Annotated in this window: 15 protein-coding genes; 10 read left to right on the top strand and 5 right to left on the bottom strand. The window is 61.9% G+C overall.

The window, feature by feature from the left end:
- Positions 1 to 24: 24 nt before the first annotated feature.
- The 3 genes from C9422_RS26840 to C9422_RS26825 form a co-directional block, all read right to left on the bottom strand.
- On the bottom strand, positions 25 to 2,013 hold the full coding sequence (locus C9422_RS26840) for a U32 family peptidase (RefSeq protein ID WP_102702707.1): 1,989 nt from the start codon (positions 2,011 to 2,013) through the stop codon (positions 25 to 27).
- A gap of 540 nt (positions 2,014 to 2,553) precedes the next feature.
- Positions 2,554 to 2,934, bottom strand: a complete 381-nt coding sequence (locus C9422_RS26830) for a RidA family protein (protein WP_116582778.1) — start codon at positions 2,932 to 2,934, stop codon at positions 2,554 to 2,556.
- Positions 2,935 to 3,051: 117 nt separating this feature from the next.
- Positions 3,052 to 3,675 (bottom strand): NIPSNAP family protein, encoded by a 624-nt coding sequence (locus tag C9422_RS26825; RefSeq protein WP_116582777.1) that lies wholly within the window; start codon positions 3,673 to 3,675, stop codon positions 3,052 to 3,054.
- A 250-nt stretch (positions 3,676 to 3,925) separates the two neighbouring features.
- Here C9422_RS26825 and leuC point away from each other — a divergent pair, with 250 nt between their 5' ends.
- Together leuC and leuD are read left to right on the top strand one after the other, a co-directional pair.
- Positions 3,926 to 5,347, top strand: a complete 1,422-nt coding sequence (leuC, locus tag C9422_RS26820) for a 3-isopropylmalate dehydratase large subunit (protein WP_116582776.1) — start codon at positions 3,926 to 3,928, stop codon at positions 5,345 to 5,347.
- A 3-nt stretch (positions 5,348 to 5,350) separates the two neighbouring features.
- Positions 5,351 to 5,959 (top strand): 3-isopropylmalate dehydratase small subunit, encoded by a 609-nt coding sequence (gene leuD, locus C9422_RS26815; protein WP_116582775.1) that lies wholly within the window; start codon positions 5,351 to 5,353, stop codon positions 5,957 to 5,959.
- 348 nt (positions 5,960 to 6,307) lie between these two features.
- Here leuD and C9422_RS26810 read toward each other — a convergent pair whose 3' ends face one another.
- Positions 6,308 to 7,225 (bottom strand): LysR substrate-binding domain-containing protein, encoded by a 918-nt coding sequence (locus C9422_RS26810; RefSeq protein ID WP_116582774.1) that lies wholly within the window; start codon positions 7,223 to 7,225, stop codon positions 6,308 to 6,310.
- Positions 7,226 to 7,353: 128 nt separating this feature from the next.
- On the opposite strand from C9422_RS26810, the gene C9422_RS26805 reads away from it, so the two are divergent.
- The 5 genes from C9422_RS26805 (at position 7,354) to phnX (ending at position 13,284) form a co-directional block, all read left to right on the top strand.
- Positions 7,354 to 8,691 (top strand): 2-hydroxycarboxylate transporter family protein, encoded by a 1,338-nt coding sequence (locus tag C9422_RS26805; RefSeq protein WP_116582773.1) that lies wholly within the window; start codon positions 7,354 to 7,356, stop codon positions 8,689 to 8,691.
- A 236-nt stretch (positions 8,692 to 8,927) separates the two neighbouring features.
- Positions 8,928 to 10,019 carry an iron-containing alcohol dehydrogenase PsrA gene (psrA, locus tag C9422_RS26795; protein WP_116582771.1) on the top strand — a complete coding sequence of 364 codons (1,092 nt, stop codon included), beginning with the start codon at positions 8,928 to 8,930 and terminating at the stop codon, positions 10,017 to 10,019.
- A gap of 129 nt (positions 10,020 to 10,148) precedes the next feature.
- On the top strand, positions 10,149 to 11,444 hold the full coding sequence (locus C9422_RS26790) for an MFS transporter (RefSeq protein WP_116582770.1): 1,296 nt from the start codon (positions 10,149 to 10,151) through the stop codon (positions 11,442 to 11,444).
- A gap of 53 nt (positions 11,445 to 11,497) precedes the next feature.
- Positions 11,498 to 12,370 carry a LysR substrate-binding domain-containing protein gene (locus tag C9422_RS26785; RefSeq protein ID WP_007980564.1) on the top strand — a complete coding sequence of 291 codons (873 nt, stop codon included), beginning with the start codon at positions 11,498 to 11,500 and terminating at the stop codon, positions 12,368 to 12,370.
- 86 nt (positions 12,371 to 12,456) lie between these two features.
- Entirely contained in the window at positions 12,457 to 13,284 is an 828-nt protein-coding gene (gene phnX, locus C9422_RS26780) for a phosphonoacetaldehyde hydrolase (RefSeq protein ID WP_007980567.1), read from the top strand.
- 41 nt (positions 13,285 to 13,325) lie between these two features.
- Here the strand turns inward: phnX and C9422_RS26775 are convergent, their stop codons facing one another.
- On the bottom strand, positions 13,326 to 14,099 hold the full coding sequence (locus C9422_RS26775) for a helix-turn-helix domain-containing protein (RefSeq protein WP_116582769.1): 774 nt from the start codon (positions 14,097 to 14,099) through the stop codon (positions 13,326 to 13,328).
- A 134-nt stretch (positions 14,100 to 14,233) separates the two neighbouring features.
- Here C9422_RS26775 and C9422_RS26770 point away from each other — a divergent pair, with 134 nt between their 5' ends.
- From C9422_RS26770 to C9422_RS26760, 3 genes are all read left to right on the top strand, one after another.
- Entirely contained in the window at positions 14,234 to 15,463 is a 1,230-nt protein-coding gene (locus C9422_RS26770) for an MFS transporter (protein WP_116582768.1), read from the top strand.
- 23 nt (positions 15,464 to 15,486) lie between these two features.
- Positions 15,487 to 15,882: a VOC family protein gene (locus tag C9422_RS26765; protein WP_116582767.1), complete on the top strand. Its 396-nt coding sequence runs from the start codon at positions 15,487 to 15,489 to the stop codon at positions 15,880 to 15,882.
- Between the two features lie 158 nt (positions 15,883 to 16,040).
- Positions 16,041 to 16,865 carry a response regulator transcription factor gene (locus C9422_RS26760; RefSeq protein WP_008001844.1) on the top strand — a complete coding sequence of 275 codons (825 nt, stop codon included), beginning with the start codon at positions 16,041 to 16,043 and terminating at the stop codon, positions 16,863 to 16,865.
- Positions 16,866 to 16,974: the final 109 nt, after the last annotated feature.

The following is a 16,974-nucleotide window of genomic DNA, read 5'->3' as shown; positions in this document are numbered from 1 at the left end:
CGTTGCGGCGCGCTCGCCGGTCACTCAGTGCGGTGCGCGCGGGATGGTCTTGAGCAGGTCTTCGGGGCTGATGTGACCGACCACGCTGCCCGGTTGCGGCAGGTTGAGGATGTGGCCCTTCATCTTGCCGATGATGTGCATTTCGCACGGCTTGCAATCGAACTTCAGCGTCAGCACTTCATCGCCGTGAATCAGCTGCATCGGCGCGACCTTGGTGCGCACGCCGGTCACGCCCTTGGCCTGTTTCGGACACAGGTTGAAGGAGAAACGCAGGCAGTGCTTGGTGATCATCACCGGCACTTCGCCGGCTTCCTCGTGGGCCTCGTAGGCCGCGTCGATCAGCTTGACCCCATGGCGGTGATAGAAGTCGCGGGCCTTCTGGTTGTAGACGTTGGCCAGGAAGGTCAGGTGCGACTCCGGGTACACCGGCGGCGGCGTGGTTTCGGCTTTACGGCTGCCGCGCGGGTGGGCGGCGACCCGCGCCTGGGTCAAGGCCTCGATCACTTCGCGGCGCAAGGCCTTGAGCTGCGAGTTCGGGATGAAGAACGCCTGCGGCGCATCCAGCTTGATGTCGATCGCGTGGTACTGGGTGGTCCCCAGCTGTCCGAGCAGATCCTGCAACTGCTCCAGCGCCTGCTCCGGCTTGTTGGCCGCGCCGAACGGGCCGGCCAGAGTGACGCTGGCGCTGATGCCCTCCTCGCTGGTCGCGGTCAGTTCCAGCTGTTCTTCGCGCAGGCGAGCGACCCAGCTCAGGGCGATGCGACGCTCGGCCGAGGTCCGTTGCAGCGCCTGCTGCCAGTTGTGATCGAGATTGCGATTCAGCGGATGGTTGGGGCGCAGCTTGTACATCCCCTCCGGCATCTCGTTGGGCTCGACGCGATAGCGATAACGCTTCTCGCCGTCCTCCTCGAATTCGCCCTTGGGTTCGGCGATGTTGGCGCGGAACCCCACCACTTCACGCTTGACCAGCACGTTGAGGCCGTCACCGTTGGACAGCGGCTCGTGCGTCACGACCTGCATGTCACGCTTGGCGACCTTCTCGACCACACCCACCGGCAGACCGGTGAAGGTCGGCGAGTCAAAGGCGCCGATATCGATCTTGCGGTCCGTGACGAAGTAATCGGTGCTGCCACGGTGGAAGGTCTTTTCCGGGTCGGGCAGGAAGAAGTGCGCGGTGCGGCCGCTGGAAGCGCGGGCCAGGTCCGGGCGGTCTTCGAGGACGTCGTCGAGACGCTGGCGGTAGTAGGCGGTGATGTTCTTCACATAGCCCATGTCCTTGTAGCGGCCTTCGATCTTGAACGAGCGCACACCCGCCTCGACCAGCGCGCGGATGTTGGCGCTCTGGTTGTTGTCCTTCATCGACAGCAGGTGCTTTTCGTAAGCGATCACCCCACCCTTTTCGTCCTTGAGGGTGTACGGCAGGCGGCAAGCCTGGGAGCAGTCGCCACGGTTGGCGCTGCGCCCGGTCTGCGCGTGGGAAATGTTGCACTGGCCGGAAAACGCCACGCACAACGCGCCATGGATAAAGAACTCGATGGCCGCGTCGGTTTCGTCGGCGATGGCGCGGATTTCCTTGAGGTTCAGCTCGCGGGCCAGCACCAGCTGCGAGAAACCGGCCTGATCGAGGAACTTCGCCCGCTCCAGGGTGCGGATGTCGGTCTGGGTACTGGCGTGCAGTTCGATCGGCGGAATGTCCAGTTCCATCACACCCAGGTCCTGGACGATCAGCGCATCGACGCCGGCGTCGTACAACTGGTGGATCAGCTGGCGGGCCGGCTCCAGTTCGTTGTCGTGCAGGATCGTGTTGATGGTGGTGAAGATCCGCGCGTGATAACGACGGGCGAATTCCACCAGCTCGGCAATCTCGCTCACCTCGTTGCAGGCGTTGTGGCGGGCGCCGAAGCTCGGGCCGCCGATGTACACGGCATCGGCACCATGCAGGATAGCCTCGCGGGCGATGGCGACATCGCGGGCGGGGCTGAGCAATTCCAGGTGATGTTTGGGCAAAGACATAGTTTTTTAGTCAGGCTTGTCACGGTCGAGGCGTGCATTGTAGCGGCGAAACGCCCGACCGGCACCCGTATGCTGCCAGGTGGCGTTTCGGGCAAGCCTGGCCAGCCTCGCTCCTACATTATTTGATCGGCGTCGGCCAAATGCCCAAGATCCTCTGTGGGAGCGAGCTTGCTCGCGATGGCGGTGTGACAGCCAAAATGGATGTCGACTGACACGCCGCCTTCGCGGGCAAGCCCGCTCCCACAAGGGGATTTATGTCGTACTCAGAATTTGTGCACAACAACATTCAACTGTGGGAGCGGGCTTGCCCGCGAAAGCGCTGGGTCAGTCAACACCTGTGCAAGCTGACACGCCGCCTTCGCGAGCAAGCCCACTCCCACAAGGGGATTTCATGTCGTACCCAGAATTTGTGCACAACAACATTCAACTGTGGGAGCGGGCTTGCCCGCGAAAGCGCTGGGTCAGTCAACACCTGTGCAAGCTGACACGCCGCCATCGCGGGCAAGCCCGCTCGCACAGTGTGTGTGTGTGTTGCCGAGATCAGGCCTTGGCCGCCATCGCGGTCACTTCCACGCGCATGCCTTCCACCGCCAGCGAGGCAACCCCGACAGCGGCGCGCACTGGCCACGGCTTGGCGAAGTAGCGCTTGTAGACCTCGTTGAACGCGGCGCGGTCGGCCATGTCGGTGAGGTAGATGGTCAGGTGCATCACGCGGTCCATGGAGCTGCCGGCACGTTCCAGTGCGACCTTCAGCGCTTGCAGGGTGCATTCGCTTTGCAGGGTGATGTCGCCCAGTTCCAGGCTGCCGTCGGCACGGGTGGGGATCTGGGTGGAGACCAGCACACCGGCGAAACCGACGACGTCGGAGGAAATCGAGTCGGCATCGAGGTCAGGCGTAAAGGTCAGGTCGTGGTTTGCCATTGGAAGTTCTCTTGCTGGAAAGGGTAAGGCGAGCGCCTTTTGCGCCGCCAGTTTACAGGGCCATTCCCGGCGCGTCGCTAATCCGCAGCGCTCGGCTGCGCATGAGCCGAGCCCTCGTCATTGCAAGGGCGAAAACTTCGTCGGCAGGTAGATCGTCGAGCACATGTCGCGCAGTTGCGGGCCGGAGTTTTCCGGCGGCCAGACGCCATCGGCGACCGCCTGGGTGCGCACCTGCAAGCGCTGCTCAAGGCTGGGCCACGGCCAGATGTGCAGGTAACGCGGCAGCGCGCCGTCGGTGGCGTAAAACGCCGCGTACACCGGCGAATATTGCTCTGCGGTTCGCGCCTCGATGGCTTTGCTCCAGCCGTCGAGTGTCGGCTGCAAGCCGCTGCTGACCAGATCGTAAACGCGCAACTCATAGAACGGACCGTGCTGGCCGGCGCTCAAGGGTTCGAGGAAGGGAAACAACGTGTAGTTTTCGATGCGCAGGTCGGTGATGAACTCGTTGACGCCAAACGCCCCGCCCCCCAGCAGGAAACGCTCGCGCTCCGCTTGCCTGAGGTGCTCATCTGCGTAGCCGCGCAGCACAGCGATCTGGTTCAACTGGCCGATCTCAGAGGCCCAGCAGCCCATCAGCGTGCCGCCGACGTTCGGATCGTCCAGCGCCGCCTCGATCTGCGCCAATGCTTGCGCCACCGTGCGCACCCGCACGGTGAAAGTGATCAGTTCATAAAAACGCATGGCGACTCCGCCCATTGGTTTGCCAAAAGCCCACAGCCTAAGGCAGCCCCCGCAGGCGGGATATTGATAAGAACCCCATCGATTACGGCATTTCCTATAGTGTTCCAGGTGATTTCTTTACGCCGGGCAGCCATCGATCATTCACACAACGTGTTCAATGCCTTCACTTAATGGCGCTTGATGCAGGAATGGCGACGAATATGCTGTGGGTACGTTTCCGTGATCTCGCATGACAACAAGAGCCCACACCATGCACAGCCCCAGAACGCTCTACCAGAAACATATCGACAGTCACACCGTCTGCGCCCTCGACGATCAGGGCCACGTGCTGCTGTACATCGACCGCCAGGTCGCCAACGAATACACCAGCCCGCAAGCCTTCAGCGGCATGCGCGACGCGGGTCGCAAAGCCTGGCGGCCGAGTGCGACGCTGGCGGTGGTCGACCACGTCAATCCCACGGCGCCGACACGCGTTGCCGCCATGCCGGACGCTGGCGGCGCCCGTCAGGTGTCCTACTTCGAAGAAAACTGCCGCGACTTCGGCATCGAACTGTTCGATGTGCTGGACAAGCGCCAGGGCATCGAGCACGTCGTGGCCCCCGAGCAGGGCTTTATCCTGCCCGGCATGGTCGTTGCCGCCGGCGACAGCCACACCACCACCTACGGTGCCCTGGGTGCCTTCGGCTTCGGCATCGGCACTTCGGAAATCGAACACCTGCTGGCCTCGCAAACCCTGGTCTACAAGTGCCTGAAGACGATGCGCGTAACGGTCAATGGCCTGCTCGGGCCTGGCGTGACGTCCAAGGACATCATCATGGCCCTGATCGAGAAAATCGGCGCTTCGGGCGCCACGGGCTATGCCATCGAATTCGCCGGCCCGGCGATCAGCGACCTCAGCGTCGAAGCGCGCATGACCATCTGCAACATGGCCGTCGAGGCCGGCGCCCGAGGCGCGTTCATGGCCCCGGATGACAAGGTCTTCGCCTACCTGCAATGCAAGCCCCGTGCACCCCGGGGCCAGCTGTGGGAACAGGCCGTCGCAACATGGCGCGGCCTGCACAGCGACGAGGGTGCGGTGTTCGATCGCGAAGTCACCCTGGATGTCGCGGCGCTCGAACCCATGGTCACCTGGGGCACCAGCCCCGATCAGGCCGCACCGGTGGGCGGGCATGTGCCGGACCCGGCCGCGCAGCCGGATCTGATCCTGCGCCAGGGCATGCAACGCGCCTTGAACTACATGGGCCTGGAGCCGGGCATGCCGCTCAGCGACGTGGTGATCAGCCACGCTTTCATCGGCTCGTGCACCAATGCGCGCATCGAGGACCTGCGCGATGTCGCCCGCGTCGTGCGCGGCAAACGGGTGGCGGCCCACGTGCGGGCCATGATTGTTCCCGGTTCGACGATGGTGCGTGACCAGGCCGAAGACGAAGGATTGGCGCAGATCTTCCTCGATGCCGGTTTTGAATGGCGCCAATCGGGTTGCTCGATGTGCCTGGCCATGAATGACGACGTGCTCGCCCCCGGTGATCGTTGTGCGTCAAGCACCAACCGCAACTTCGAAGGCCGGCAAGGCGCCGGTGCGCGCACCCATTTGATGAGCCCGGCCATGGTCGCCGCCGCAGCGATTACCGGGCACTTGACCGACGTGCGCACCTTCGCGCTGGAGGCTTGAACCATGCAACCTTTCGCTATCGTCAGCGGCAGCGCCGCCCCGCTTCTGGCCGCCAACATCGACACCGACGTGATCATGCCCAAGCAGTTCCTCAAAGGGATTGATCGCAAGGGCCTGGACAAGGGTCTGTTCTTTGACTTGAGGTTCCTTGAGTCCGGCGAACCCGATCCGCGGTTCATCCTCAACCAACCGGCCTGGAGCGAGGCTGCGTTTCTGGTGGTGGGTGCCAATTTCGGCTGTGGTTCGAGCCGCGAGCATGCGGTCTGGGGCCTGAAGCAAGTCGGCATCCGGGCACTGATCGGCACAAGCTTCGCCGGCATTTTCTACGACAACTGCCAGCGCAATGGGGTGTTGGCGATTCAGCTGACCGAGGAACAACTCAAGCAGATTGCCGCGTTGACCAGCAACCCGGCAACGGCTCGAATCAGCGTCAACCTGCCGGAGCAAACCATCGAACTGGCGGACGGCAACCTGATCCCGTTCGAGATCGATGAACTGCGCAAGCAATCGTTGCTGCTGGGGCTGGACGCCATTGGCACCACGTTGCAACGGGCGGAACAGATACGCCAGTTCGAAACCCGGCACCTGGCGGAAAATCCCTGGTTGGTCTGATTAGGATCCTGTAGGAGCGAGCCTGCTCGCGATGGTCGTTAACGATAACGCGTGTTTACTGGCTAAACGCGGCGCTCTTGAATCCATCGTCGGATCGCCGCCCGGAGCAAGCTCGCTCCTACAGAGGATAATGACGCCGGTGGGGCTGGACGCCATTGGCACCACGTAGCAACGGGCGGAACAATCCCTGGTTGAACTGATGGAAACCTGTGGCGAGGGAGCTTGCTCCCGCTGGGCTGCGTAGCGGCCCCAAAAGAAGGCCTGCTACGCAGTCCAGCGGGAGCAAGCTCCCTCGCCACAGAGGTGAGTGTGGCTGCCTCATTCCACCAAGAGGTGGTGATGACGGCCTCACTCAACCGACAGATGACGAAAATACTCCTCGAGAAACTCGACACAAACCCGCAGCTTGGCCGACTGGCTCAGCCGTGTCGGGTATACCGCCCACACGTTGGCGCTCTGGGTGTAATCGTGCAGCACCTGCACCAGTCGCCCCTGCTCCAGCATCGGCTTCACATCCCACATCGAGCGCAACAGGATCCCGCCGCCACTCAAGGCCCACTGCAACACGATCTCACCGTTGTTCGAGGATAACGGCCCGCTGACACGCACCGATTCCTCTTGCCCGTCCTTCGTCAGGCTCCACACACCGAACGCGTTGTTGCGTTCCTTGAGCACCAGGCAATCGTGGTCTTTGAGGTCAGCCAGCGATTGCGGTACACCGCGCCGTTCCAGGTACTCGGGCGTCGCACACAGCACCCGCCGGTTGCTTACCAGTTTGCGCCCCAGGTGCTGGCCCGGCAGGTCATCCCCCACGCGAATCTCCAGATCGAACCCTTCACCGACGATATCGACCACGCGATCGAACACGTCCAGGCGCAGTTCGAGTTTGGGATAGGTCTGCGACAGCTCGCAGATGGCCGGCGCCACATGGTTGCGGCCAAAACCGAAGCTGCTGCAGATGTGCAACGAGCCCATGGGTTGTTGCCGCGCCTCGGATATTTCGCCGACGAAATCATCGAAATCACCCAGCAACTTCTCCGCCCACACCCGCACCCGCTCGCCGTCGTCGGTCAGCGCGATGCGTCTTGTTGTGCGGTGCAGCAGGCGGGTCGAGAGCGTGCTTTCCAGCACGGAAATGCGTTTGCTGATGTAGGCCGGCGAATACCCAAGCTCCTCGGCGGCGCTGGCGAAGCCGTTTTTGCGCACGACGGTGAGGAACACCTTGAGGTCTTCAGGCAAGGGAAACTGATCACGATTCGTGTTCATACGCCTCATACTTTTGCTGTTTATCGCGTTATTCGCGAAGGATAGCATCGATCTACCGAGTGGCAATCCATCCCCGGCCAACCGTGGTTTCTGAATCCTCGATAAAAACAACATGAGGAAAGCGCGACATGAACAAGCCCTACGAGCAAACCCTTAACACCCCCGACGGCGGTTTCGTGCAACGCCTGCGCAGCCTCTGCGCCTACGAAATCGGCGTCATCCCGCTGCCGATCTTTCTCGGCATCGCAGTCATCGTTTATCTCTCGGCCCACCTGGGCTTCCTGCCCAAGAACATGATCGGCGGGCTCGCCGTGATCATGACCATGGGCGTGTTCTTCGGCCAGTTGGGCTCGCGCCTGCCGATCCTCAAGGAAATCGGCGGCGGCGCCATCCTGTGCCTGATGCTGCCGTCGATCCTGGTGTTCTACGGCTTCTTCGGGCCGGCGACGATCGACGCGACCAAAATGCTCATGAAGGAAGCCAACTTCCTGTACTTCGTGATCGCCAGCCTGGTGGTCGGCAGCATTCTGGGGATGAGCCGTTTCATCCTGGTCCAGGGCATGCTGCGGATGTTCATTCCCCTGCTCGTCGGCACCCTGGCCGCCGTTGCCAGCGGGCTGCTGGTCGGCAAACTGGTGGGCTACAGCTTTCACCACACGTTCTTTTTCATCATCGTGCCGATCATTGGCGGCGGGATCGGCGAAGGGATTCTGCCCCTGTCGCTGGCCTACTCGTCGATCCTCGGCGGCACTCCGGATATCTACGTGGCGCAACTGGCGCCCGCCGCCGTGGTCGGCAACATCGCGGCGATCATCTGTGCCGGGGTTCTCGCGCGCCTGGCCCTCAAACGCCCGAACATCAATGGCGAAGGTTCGCTGATCCGCGCCAAGGACGAGAACGATAAATTCAAGGTCAAGGAAGACACCGGCTCCCTTGTCGACTTCCGTGTCATGGGTGCCGGGGTGCTGGTGATCTGCGCGTTCTTCGTCCTCGGCGGCCTGCTGGAAAAAGTCGTGGGCATTCCCGGCCCGGTGATGATGATCCTCGTGGCGGTGCTGTTTAAGTACCTTCGGGTGCTGCCGGAGAAACTCGAGAAAGGCGCCAACACCTTTTACAAGCTGGTGTCGTCGGCCTTCATCTGGCCGGTCATGATCGGCCTGGGCATGCTCTACGTACCGCTGGACAGCGTGGTGAAAGTGTTCTCGGTCGGCTATGTACTGGTGTGCGTTTCGGTGGTGGTGTCGATGACAGTGGCCGGCTTTTTCATTGGCAACCTGATGAAGATGTACCCCATCGAATCGGCCATCGTGACCTGCTGTCACAGCGGCCTGGGCGGCACCGGAGACGTGGCGATCCTCTCGGCGTCCAACCGCATGTCGCTGATGCCGTTCGCGCAGATTTCCACGCGCATCGGCGGGGCTTCGACGGTGATTCTGGCGACGATACTGTTGCGCCTGTTTGTCTGAACCGAACAGAAACCCATAGCCATACCTGTGGCGAGGGAGCTTGCTCCCGCTGGACGGCGCAGCCGTCCCCGAAAGGGGGCCGCTGCGCGACCCAGCGGGAGCAAGCTCCCTCGCCACATTTGTTTTTCGGTCGTTATCGGCCCAGCCGATTCAAACCTGCGAATTATCGATTTGTGCAGCAGTCCGTGGACCGCGAGCATGGCGTCACTTCCAACAACAAAAACCAAGGACCCGCCATGACCGCCCGATTTCACAACCCAGTGGATACCCGTTTCGGCTGGGGCAGCCTGCAAGAGCTGGCCGCCATCACCGAATACCAGAACGTTGCCGTCGTGACATTTCCCGAAGCCCGTGACCTGGGGCTGGTGGATCGCCTTCAAGCGTTGCTGGGCGAACGTCTGGTCTACGTGATCGAAGATGTCCAGCCCAATCCCGATGTCGCGCAACTGCGCGCGACCTATGAACGCTTCTGGCAGGAAGCCGGCGATTGCCATGCGGTGATTGCCGTCGGTGGTGGCAGTGCCATCGACACGGCTAAAGCGTTGATTGTCGGCACCGAGTCAGGCCGCTTCGATGAGTTGCTGGCATTGCTGGCAAGCGGCAAACCCTTCGTTCCGGTACGCAGCAAACAGCTGATCGCAGCCCCGACCACGGCAGGCACCGGCAGTGAAGTCACGCCCTGGGCGACGATCTGGGACGCGGCCAACCACAAGAAGTATTCCCTGCACCTGGACTGCACCTGGCCAAAGGTCGCGATCATCGATCCGCAATTGATGCTCACGGTGCCAGCCAGCGTCACCGTTTCCACAGGCCTGGATGCTTTGTCCCACGCACTGGAATCGATCTGGAACATCAACGCCAACCCGCTTTCCGACACCTTCGCCATTTCTGCCATCGAAGACATCCTCGAATGCCTGCCCTTGCTGCGGCGTGACCTGTCCAACCAGGAACTGCGTTCACGGATGGCCCTCGCCGCACTCAAGGCGGGCATGGCGTTCTCCAACACCAAGACCGCGCTGGCCCACTCCATTTCCTATGAGATGACCCTGCACTACGGCTTGCCCCACGGCATCGCCTGCTCCTTCACCTTGCCACTGGTACTGGGCCTCGCCTGGGGCCACGACGCAACGCGCGACAAGACCCTGCAACGGGTTTTCGGGCCAGACCTGGATAAAGCCCAGACCCGTTTGCGCGCCTTCCTGCACAGCCTGGAGGTGAAAACCGAGTTCGCCGACTACGGCGTAACGGCCGAAGAAGCACAAGCCATGATCGACTTCGCCTTGCAAGGCGCGCGCGGCAAGAACTTCATCGGCTCACGAGCGGCCTAGGGCTCGACAGCCCCCAAGACACTACACTGCCAGCGGCGTAACGAGCCGCGACGATTTCCTGCCGCACCTGAAAAAGAGTGCACCCTGCGACGCAACTCGCAGGGAACGAACAAGAATAAGGAAAAGATCATGAATCGTGCCCAAACCATGCCAGGTCTCGCCGTACACAGCGCATCGTTTCGCGTCGCCCAGTGGCGCATGCTGCTGGCCGCCATGTTTTGCTATCTGTTTTTCTATACCGGGCGACAAACGTTCGGTTTCGCCATTCCCGGTATCCAGGCCGAGTTCGGCTTTACCAAAGAGCACCTTGGCTGGGTATCGGCCGCCATGCTCTGGGCCTACGCCATTGGCCAGGCCATCAATGGCAACCTCGCCGACAAATTCGGTGGCCGACGCATCATGACCCTGGGCGCGGTACTGTCGTGCGGCGCTAACTGGGTGACGAGCTTCGCCAGTAACTTTGCCGCGTTGATTTTGCCCTGGGGCATCAATGGCTACTTCCAGGCATTGGGCTGGGCACCGGGCAGCCGGCTGATCTCCAACTGGTGGAGCGCGGGTGAACGCGGCAAGGTCTACGGCTTCTACGTGTTCGCGGCCGGTTGCGCTTCCGTTCTTTCCTACGTGACCTCGATCGTCGTGCTGGAAGTGATGCATCTGGAATGGCGCTGGATCTTCCGCCTGCCCGTATTGCTCATGCTGGCGGGCGGCATCATCTTCTACCTGGTGGCCCGCGAGCGCCCACAAGACCTGGGATTCGAACCGCTGGCCGACACAGGCGTGGCCAACGCCGAGGACAAGAACCATGAGGTGGCGCACGGTGAAACCGAAACATCGGCGCAACGCTACAAAGCGGTACTGAAGAACTTTCGCCTGATCATCGCTGCCGTGTCCCTGGGGTTCCAGAACGCTGCCCGCTACGGTTTGATCGTCTGGGTGCCGGTGCACTTTCTGGGCGCAAACTGGAAAAGCGGCGACAGCATGATCGATCCGAAATGGATCACCGTGGCCCTTCCGGTCGGCATGGCCATCGGCGCGCTGAGCAACGGCTGGATCTCGGATAAGCTGTTCGGTTCCAAGCGCTACCTGGCGATCATGCTCTACATGTTCCTCGGTGCCGCCACCAGCTTGTGGATGTGGACCCTTGCGCCCCACAGCGCGACCGGCCTTGTGGCGTTGTTTCTCTGCGGTTTCTTCGTGTACGGCCCCGCTTCCAGCTTCTGGGCACTGTGCCCGGACCTGGTGGGCGCCAAGCGCGCCGGCACGGCGACCGGCGTGATGAACTTCTCTTCCTATCTGTTCGCCGGCCTGGCGGAACCGCTGATCGGCAGTATGCTCGACAGTACCGGCAACACCTCGCTGATCTTCATCGTGGTCACCAGCGCCTGCCTGTGCAGTGCGATTGTCGCGTTGTTCATCAGGCGTTGATTGCCGGGCACGGCAGGTTGAATCGAAGGCGCGGCTTCTGAACAGGATCGTCTATGTACCAGTACCACAAGTGGCTACGTTCATTTCATGCGGTGGCCAAGACCGGCAGCTTCACCCTCGCCGCCGAGTATTTGAGCGTCGGCCAGCCCACGGTCAGTGAGCAGGTCAATGCCCTGGAGAAGAAGTTTTCCGTGGAGCTGTTCCATCGCCGCGGCCGCTTTATCGAAATGAGTGCCGCCGGGCACCAACTCTATGCGATCACCCAGGGCCTGTTCGGCCAGGAGGATGAAGCCGTGCAACTGCTGCAGAGTTTCAAGCAACGCAAGACCGGCATGCTGCGCCTGGGCGCGGTGTCCCCGCCCATTGCGATGAACCTGACCTACGAACTGATGCAGCGGCACCCGGACATCGAGCTGGAAACCTCGTTTTCTCCGGAAAAAGAGACCCTGGATCGCCTGTTCAACTTCGATATCGATGTGGCGATCCTGGCCCTGTCCGAATTCGACCAGCGTTTTGACACGCAGCTTTACCGGCGCTACCCGATCATTGCGGTGGTGCGCGAGGACCATCCCTGGGCCCGGCAGAAAGAAGTACATGTCGAGCAGATCAGCGAAGAGAAATGGGTGCTGCGGGAAAAAAGCTCCCGCACTCGCCAATTGGTAGAGGAAAGCTGCAAGCGCCTGGGCGTCGCCCTCAATTGCGTCATGCAGTTGAACAGCCGCGAGGCCATCGTCCATGCCATCGCCAAGGGCATCGGTATCGGTTTCGTCTCGGCCGTCGAGTACGCCGAAACGCCCGGCACCAAACCGATCACCTTCGTCAATCACCCGTTTTCCATCGACTACCACCTGTGCTGCCTGGGCATTCGCCGAAACCGGCCGATGATCGCCGAGCTGTTCGACTCGAGCCCAACGCCGGCCACCTGATTTCGTCTCACCCTTGAGCAATCCACAGGCCTACTTCCTGGTGACAGGAGGGACGGCCTGCCCACAACAAAAAATGGAGAAACACCATGAATTACCAACAACCGACCCAACTGCAAGCCGTGGTCCTGGACTGGGCCGGCACCGTTGTCGATTTCGGCTCCTTCGCCCCCACGCAGATTTTCGTCGAAGCCTTTGCCGAGTTCGGCGTCGCCGTTTCGCTGGAAGAAGCGCGGGGCCCGATGGGCATGGGCAAGTGGGATCACATCCGCACCCTGTGCAATCAGCCGCAGATCGCCGAGCGCTACCGTGCCGTGTTTGACCGCCTGCCGACCGATGACGATGTCACCGCACTCTACGAGCGCTTCATGCCGCTGCAAATCGAGAAAATTGCCCTGCACTCGGCCCTGATACCCGGCGCGCTGAACACCATCGATGCCTTGCGCGACAAGGGCCTGAAAATCGGTTCCTGCTCCGGTTACCCGGCCGTGGTCATGGAAAAGGTGGTCGAACTGGCGCGGCACAATGGCTACGTGGCGGACCATGTGGTGGCCACCGACGAAGTGCCGAACGGCCGCCCCTACCCGGCTCAGGCCCTGGCCAACGTGATTGCCCTGGGGATCAGCGACGTCGCCGCCTGCGTCAAGGTCGACGACACCTGGCCCGGCATTCTCGAAGGCCGTGCCGCCGGGATGTGGACGGTCGCGCTGACCTGTTCCGGCAATGCCCTGGGCTTGACCTACGAGCAATACAAGGCCCTGCCTTCCGACAGGCTGGACAGTGAGCGGGCCCGCATCGTCAAGATGTTCGAAGGCTCCCGCCCGCACTACCTGATCGACACCATCGTCGATCTGCCGGCGGTCATCGAAGACATCAATGCCCGACTGGCGCGGGGTGAAACACCGCAAGGATCCTGAACGGATTCAAGCGTCAAGCGGCCGTCCCACGGGCGGCCGCCTCACCTGAAAAAATCACTCGGCGTCTTGCCGAACTGCTTCTTGAACATGGTGGTGAACGCGCTCGGGCTGTCGTACCCCAGCTCCCCGGCGATGTCGATGATCTTCTCCCCGACGGCGATGCGTTCCAGCGCCAGCAGCAGTCGCGCTTGCTGGCGCCATTGGCCGAAGGTCATGCCGGTTTCCTTGCGGAAGCGGCGCTGGATGGTTTTGGCGTCGAGGCTCAACCGCGCGCTCCAGTCCGACAAGGTCGAGCCATCGCCCGGGTCTTGCTGCAATGCACTACAGATCTGGTTGATCCGTTGATCGGTGGGCTGCGGCAGGTTCAATGGCAAGGTCGGCAGGATCGTCAGTTCGTCCAGGATCAGCCGCAGCACCCGGGCTTCCCGCGAATCCGGATCGCCATTGAAATCGAAATCCACCGAGACCTTGATCAGCTCACTGAGCAAGGCGGACACACTCACCGCGCGGGTTTCGCCAGGCAGGTCCGGGCTGGCGCCGGGATGCACAAACACGCTGCGCATCTTGATCGGCCCCACGCAGCGAATCGAGTGCACTTCCCCACTCGGCATCCAGATGCCACGGCTCGGCGGCACTGTCCATTGGCTGGTGGCGGCGTGCACCACCATTACACCTTCGATGGCATAGATCAGTTGATGCTTTTCATGGGAATGCGGCGCGATAAACCAGTTTTCCGGGTAGTCGGTCGCACTGCTGCGAACGCTCCAGTCGCCCTGGTCGATCTCCGCAAGAAATGCCTGCAATGGCTTGATCATGACGCCCTTTTTGCGATGGTCGGTGCCCGAGTTGCGCGAGACGGGCGACTTTGTGGGCCATAGGATAACGCCGAACCCTGAAATTGGCTGCGCCTTGCGTTCGCGGCTCGCGTTTTTTATCCGGATACCCGCCCATGTCGACCACCACCCTCAGCTCGCCCTCACCCACCGTCTCGGTCGCCAGCCAGGCCAGCCCGCTGGTCATGCGCGTCATCGGCGCCTGTGCGTTGGCGCACCTGATCAACGACCTGATCCAGGCCGTGCTGCCGTCGATCTACCCGATGCTCAAGGCCACTTATGGCCTGAGCTTCACACAGGTCGGCCTGATCACTCTGACCTTCCAGCTCACCGCCTCATTGCTGCAACCCTGGATCGGTTTCTACACCGACCGTCATCCCAAACCGTGGCTGCTGCCGGCCGGCATGGTCTGCACCCTGATCGGTATCCTGATGCTGTCGATGGTCGGCAGTTTCCCGGCGATTCTCGTGGCCTCGGCGCTGGTGGGGGTTGGCTCGTCGACCTTTCACCCGGAGACCTCGCGGGTGGCGCGCCTGGCCTCGGGCGGTCGCTACGGCCTGGCACAGTCGACCTTTCAGGTCGGTGGCAACGCCGGCAGCGCTTTCGGCCCCTTGCTGGCCGCCGCGATCATCATTCCCTATGGCCAGGGCAACGTCGCCTGGTTCGGCCTGTTCGCGGTGTTCGCCATCCTCGTGCAATACGGCCTGAGCCGCTGGTATCGCAATCACCTGAACCTGTTCAAGCTCAAGCAAGGCAGCAAGGCCACCCACGGCCTGTCGAAACGGCGGGTGACCTTCGCCCTGGTGGTGTTGGCGCTGTTGGTGTTTTCCAAATACTTCTACATGGCCAGCTTCACCAGTTACTTCACCTTCTACCTGATCGAAAAATTCGACCTGTCGGTGGCCAGTTCGCAGCTGTACCTGTTCCTGTTCCTCGGTGCCGTCGCGGCGGGTACGTTCTTTGGCGGCCCGATCGGCGACCGGATCGGCCGCAAGCGGGTGATCTGGTTCTCGATCCTCGGCGCAGCGCCGTTCACCCTCGCCCTGCCCTACGTCGACCTGTTCTGGACGGGCGTGCTGAGCATGATCATCGGCTTCATCCTCGCCTCGGCATTCTCGGCCATCGTGGTCTTCGCCCAGGAACTGGTGCCCGGCAACGTCGGCATGATCGCCGGGGTGTTCTTCGGCCTGATGTTCGGTTTCGGCGGGATCGGTGCTGCGCTGCTCGGGCATCTGGCCGATATCCATGGCATCGAGTATGTGTACACGCTGTGTTCTTTCCTGCCACTGCTGGGAATTCTGACCATACTGTTGCCGTCTACTGGACAACGCCCCTCGGGAGCGTGAATGGTCATCAGGAGGAACACCCCATGAAAATCGTAGTCACCAGCGTGCTCGTCGATGATCAGGCCAAGGCCCTGGCGTTCTACCGGGATGTACTCGGCTTTGAACTCAAGCACGACATTCCCATCGGCGAACACCGCTGGCTGACGCTGACGTCCCCGGGCGATCCCGATGGCGTCGAGCTGCTGCTGGAACCCAATGCCCACGGCGCGGCAAAAACCTTCCAGAGCGCGATCAAGCAGGACGGCATTCCCTGCACGTTTTTCGGCGTCGACGACGTGCAGGCCGAATATGCCCGGCTCAGCGCCGCCGGGGTTCAGTTCACCCGCCCGCCGACGGTGATGGGACCGGTCACCCTCGCGGTACTGGATGACACCTGCGGCAACCTCATCCAGATCGTCCAGCACCACTCGACCGCCTGATCATTTCTGCTACCAGCCCTGTAGCACTCGGTAACACCAGGCCCCAATGCGGTGCATCTTTTAAACGCCTTGCCGTCTGCCACCCCGCTCCACAGGGGGCCACCCGCCATGGCGTACTTTGTGCATCCAAAGGCCATCCTCTTCTGCCTGTAGCCGCCATGCGCCCCAAGGAACTGAAACTCTGGACCACCGGAGTCGCTCACCTGCTCGACCTGCCTGCCGGGCATGCGCGGCTGTCGGGGTTGAGCCACTGGCTTCGACAAATCTGCCCGGTCGATCATTTCGTGTTGTTTGTCTACGAAGGCAATCACCGGCCCCTGGCGTTGTTCGATACGTTTTCGGCGGACAAGCGCGCGGTGTATGTCGACGACTACCAGTGCGGGCCTTACCTGCTCGATCCCTTCTACCTGGCCTGCACCCGTGGCCAGGCACCGGGACTGTGGCGTTTGCGCCAGTTCGCCCCCGACCATTTCTACCTTGGCGAATACTTCCTGACCTATTACCAGCAGACCGGCCTGGCCGAGGAAGTGGCGTTCTTCGTCGACCTCGGTGGTGGCGCCACGGCGGTGTTGTCGCTGATGCGCTCCAGTGCCAGTTGCGCCTTCAGTCGGGACGAAATGCAGCTCGTCGAATGCGCGCAAGCGGTGGTCGAGCAAGTCATCAATGAAGCCTGGCGCTTGCGCCAGGCCCAGCAACCGCGCCCGGCGCAAGACCTGGACTTCAAGATCCGCGAAGCCTTCGACCACTTCGGCGCGCACATCCTCACCGGGCGCGAGCAGGAGATCGTCCAGCTGTTGCTGCGCGGCCACTCCAGCGCGTCGGTGGCCGAACAACTGAACATCAGCCCCGGCACGGTGAAAATTCACCGCAAGAACATCTACGCCAAGCTGGGGATTGGCAGCCAGTCGGAGTTGCTGGGGTTGTTCATTCGGGAGCTGACGGAGGATCCGTTGCAGGCGCCCGGCCTCAGGCTGCAAGCCTGATACCCGTTGGTATACGCATATTCCTGTGGGAGCGAGCTTGATCGCGATTGCGGCCATACATTCAACATCCATGTGTCTGACACACCGCCATCGCGGGCAAGCCCGCTCC

This window comes from Pseudomonas sp. B1(2018) (assembly GCF_003097365.1).
GTDB lineage: Bacteria > Pseudomonadota > Gammaproteobacteria > Pseudomonadales > Pseudomonadaceae > Aquipseudomonas > Aquipseudomonas laurylsulfatiphila.
This window is presented reverse-complemented; position numbering and strand designations above follow the sequence as displayed.

Bases quoted from the DNA above. Each gene is read 5' to 3' on its own strand.
- C9422_RS26840 (WP_102702707.1), bottom strand. From the start codon at position 2,013: ATGTCTTTGCCCAAACATCACCTGGAATTGCTCAGCCCCGCCCGCGAT.
- C9422_RS26830 (WP_116582778.1), bottom strand. From the start codon at position 2,934: ATGGCAAACCACGACCTGACCTTTACGCCTGACCTCGATGCCGACTCG.
- C9422_RS26825 (WP_116582777.1), bottom strand. From the start codon at position 3,675: ATGCGTTTTTATGAACTGATCACTTTCACCGTGCGGGTGCGCACGGTG.
- leuC (WP_116582776.1), top strand. From the start codon at position 3,926: ATGCACAGCCCCAGAACGCTCTACCAGAAACATATCGACAGTCACACC.
- leuD (WP_116582775.1), top strand. From the start codon at position 5,351: ATGCAACCTTTCGCTATCGTCAGCGGCAGCGCCGCCCCGCTTCTGGCC.
- C9422_RS26810 (WP_116582774.1), bottom strand. From the start codon at position 7,225: ATGAACACGAATCGTGATCAGTTTCCCTTGCCTGAAGACCTCAAGGTG.
- C9422_RS26805 (WP_116582773.1), top strand. From the start codon at position 7,354: ATGAACAAGCCCTACGAGCAAACCCTTAACACCCCCGACGGCGGTTTC.
- psrA (WP_116582771.1), top strand. From the start codon at position 8,928: ATGACCGCCCGATTTCACAACCCAGTGGATACCCGTTTCGGCTGGGGC.
- C9422_RS26790 (WP_116582770.1), top strand. From the start codon at position 10,149: ATGAATCGTGCCCAAACCATGCCAGGTCTCGCCGTACACAGCGCATCG.
- C9422_RS26785 (WP_007980564.1), top strand. From the start codon at position 11,498: ATGTACCAGTACCACAAGTGGCTACGTTCATTTCATGCGGTGGCCAAG.
- phnX (WP_007980567.1), top strand. From the start codon at position 12,457: ATGAATTACCAACAACCGACCCAACTGCAAGCCGTGGTCCTGGACTGG.
- C9422_RS26775 (WP_116582769.1), bottom strand. From the start codon at position 14,099: ATGATCAAGCCATTGCAGGCATTTCTTGCGGAGATCGACCAGGGCGAC.
- C9422_RS26770 (WP_116582768.1), top strand. From the start codon at position 14,234: ATGTCGACCACCACCCTCAGCTCGCCCTCACCCACCGTCTCGGTCGCC.
- C9422_RS26765 (WP_116582767.1), top strand. From the start codon at position 15,487: ATGAAAATCGTAGTCACCAGCGTGCTCGTCGATGATCAGGCCAAGGCC.
- C9422_RS26760 (WP_008001844.1), top strand. From the start codon at position 16,041: ATGCGCCCCAAGGAACTGAAACTCTGGACCACCGGAGTCGCTCACCTG.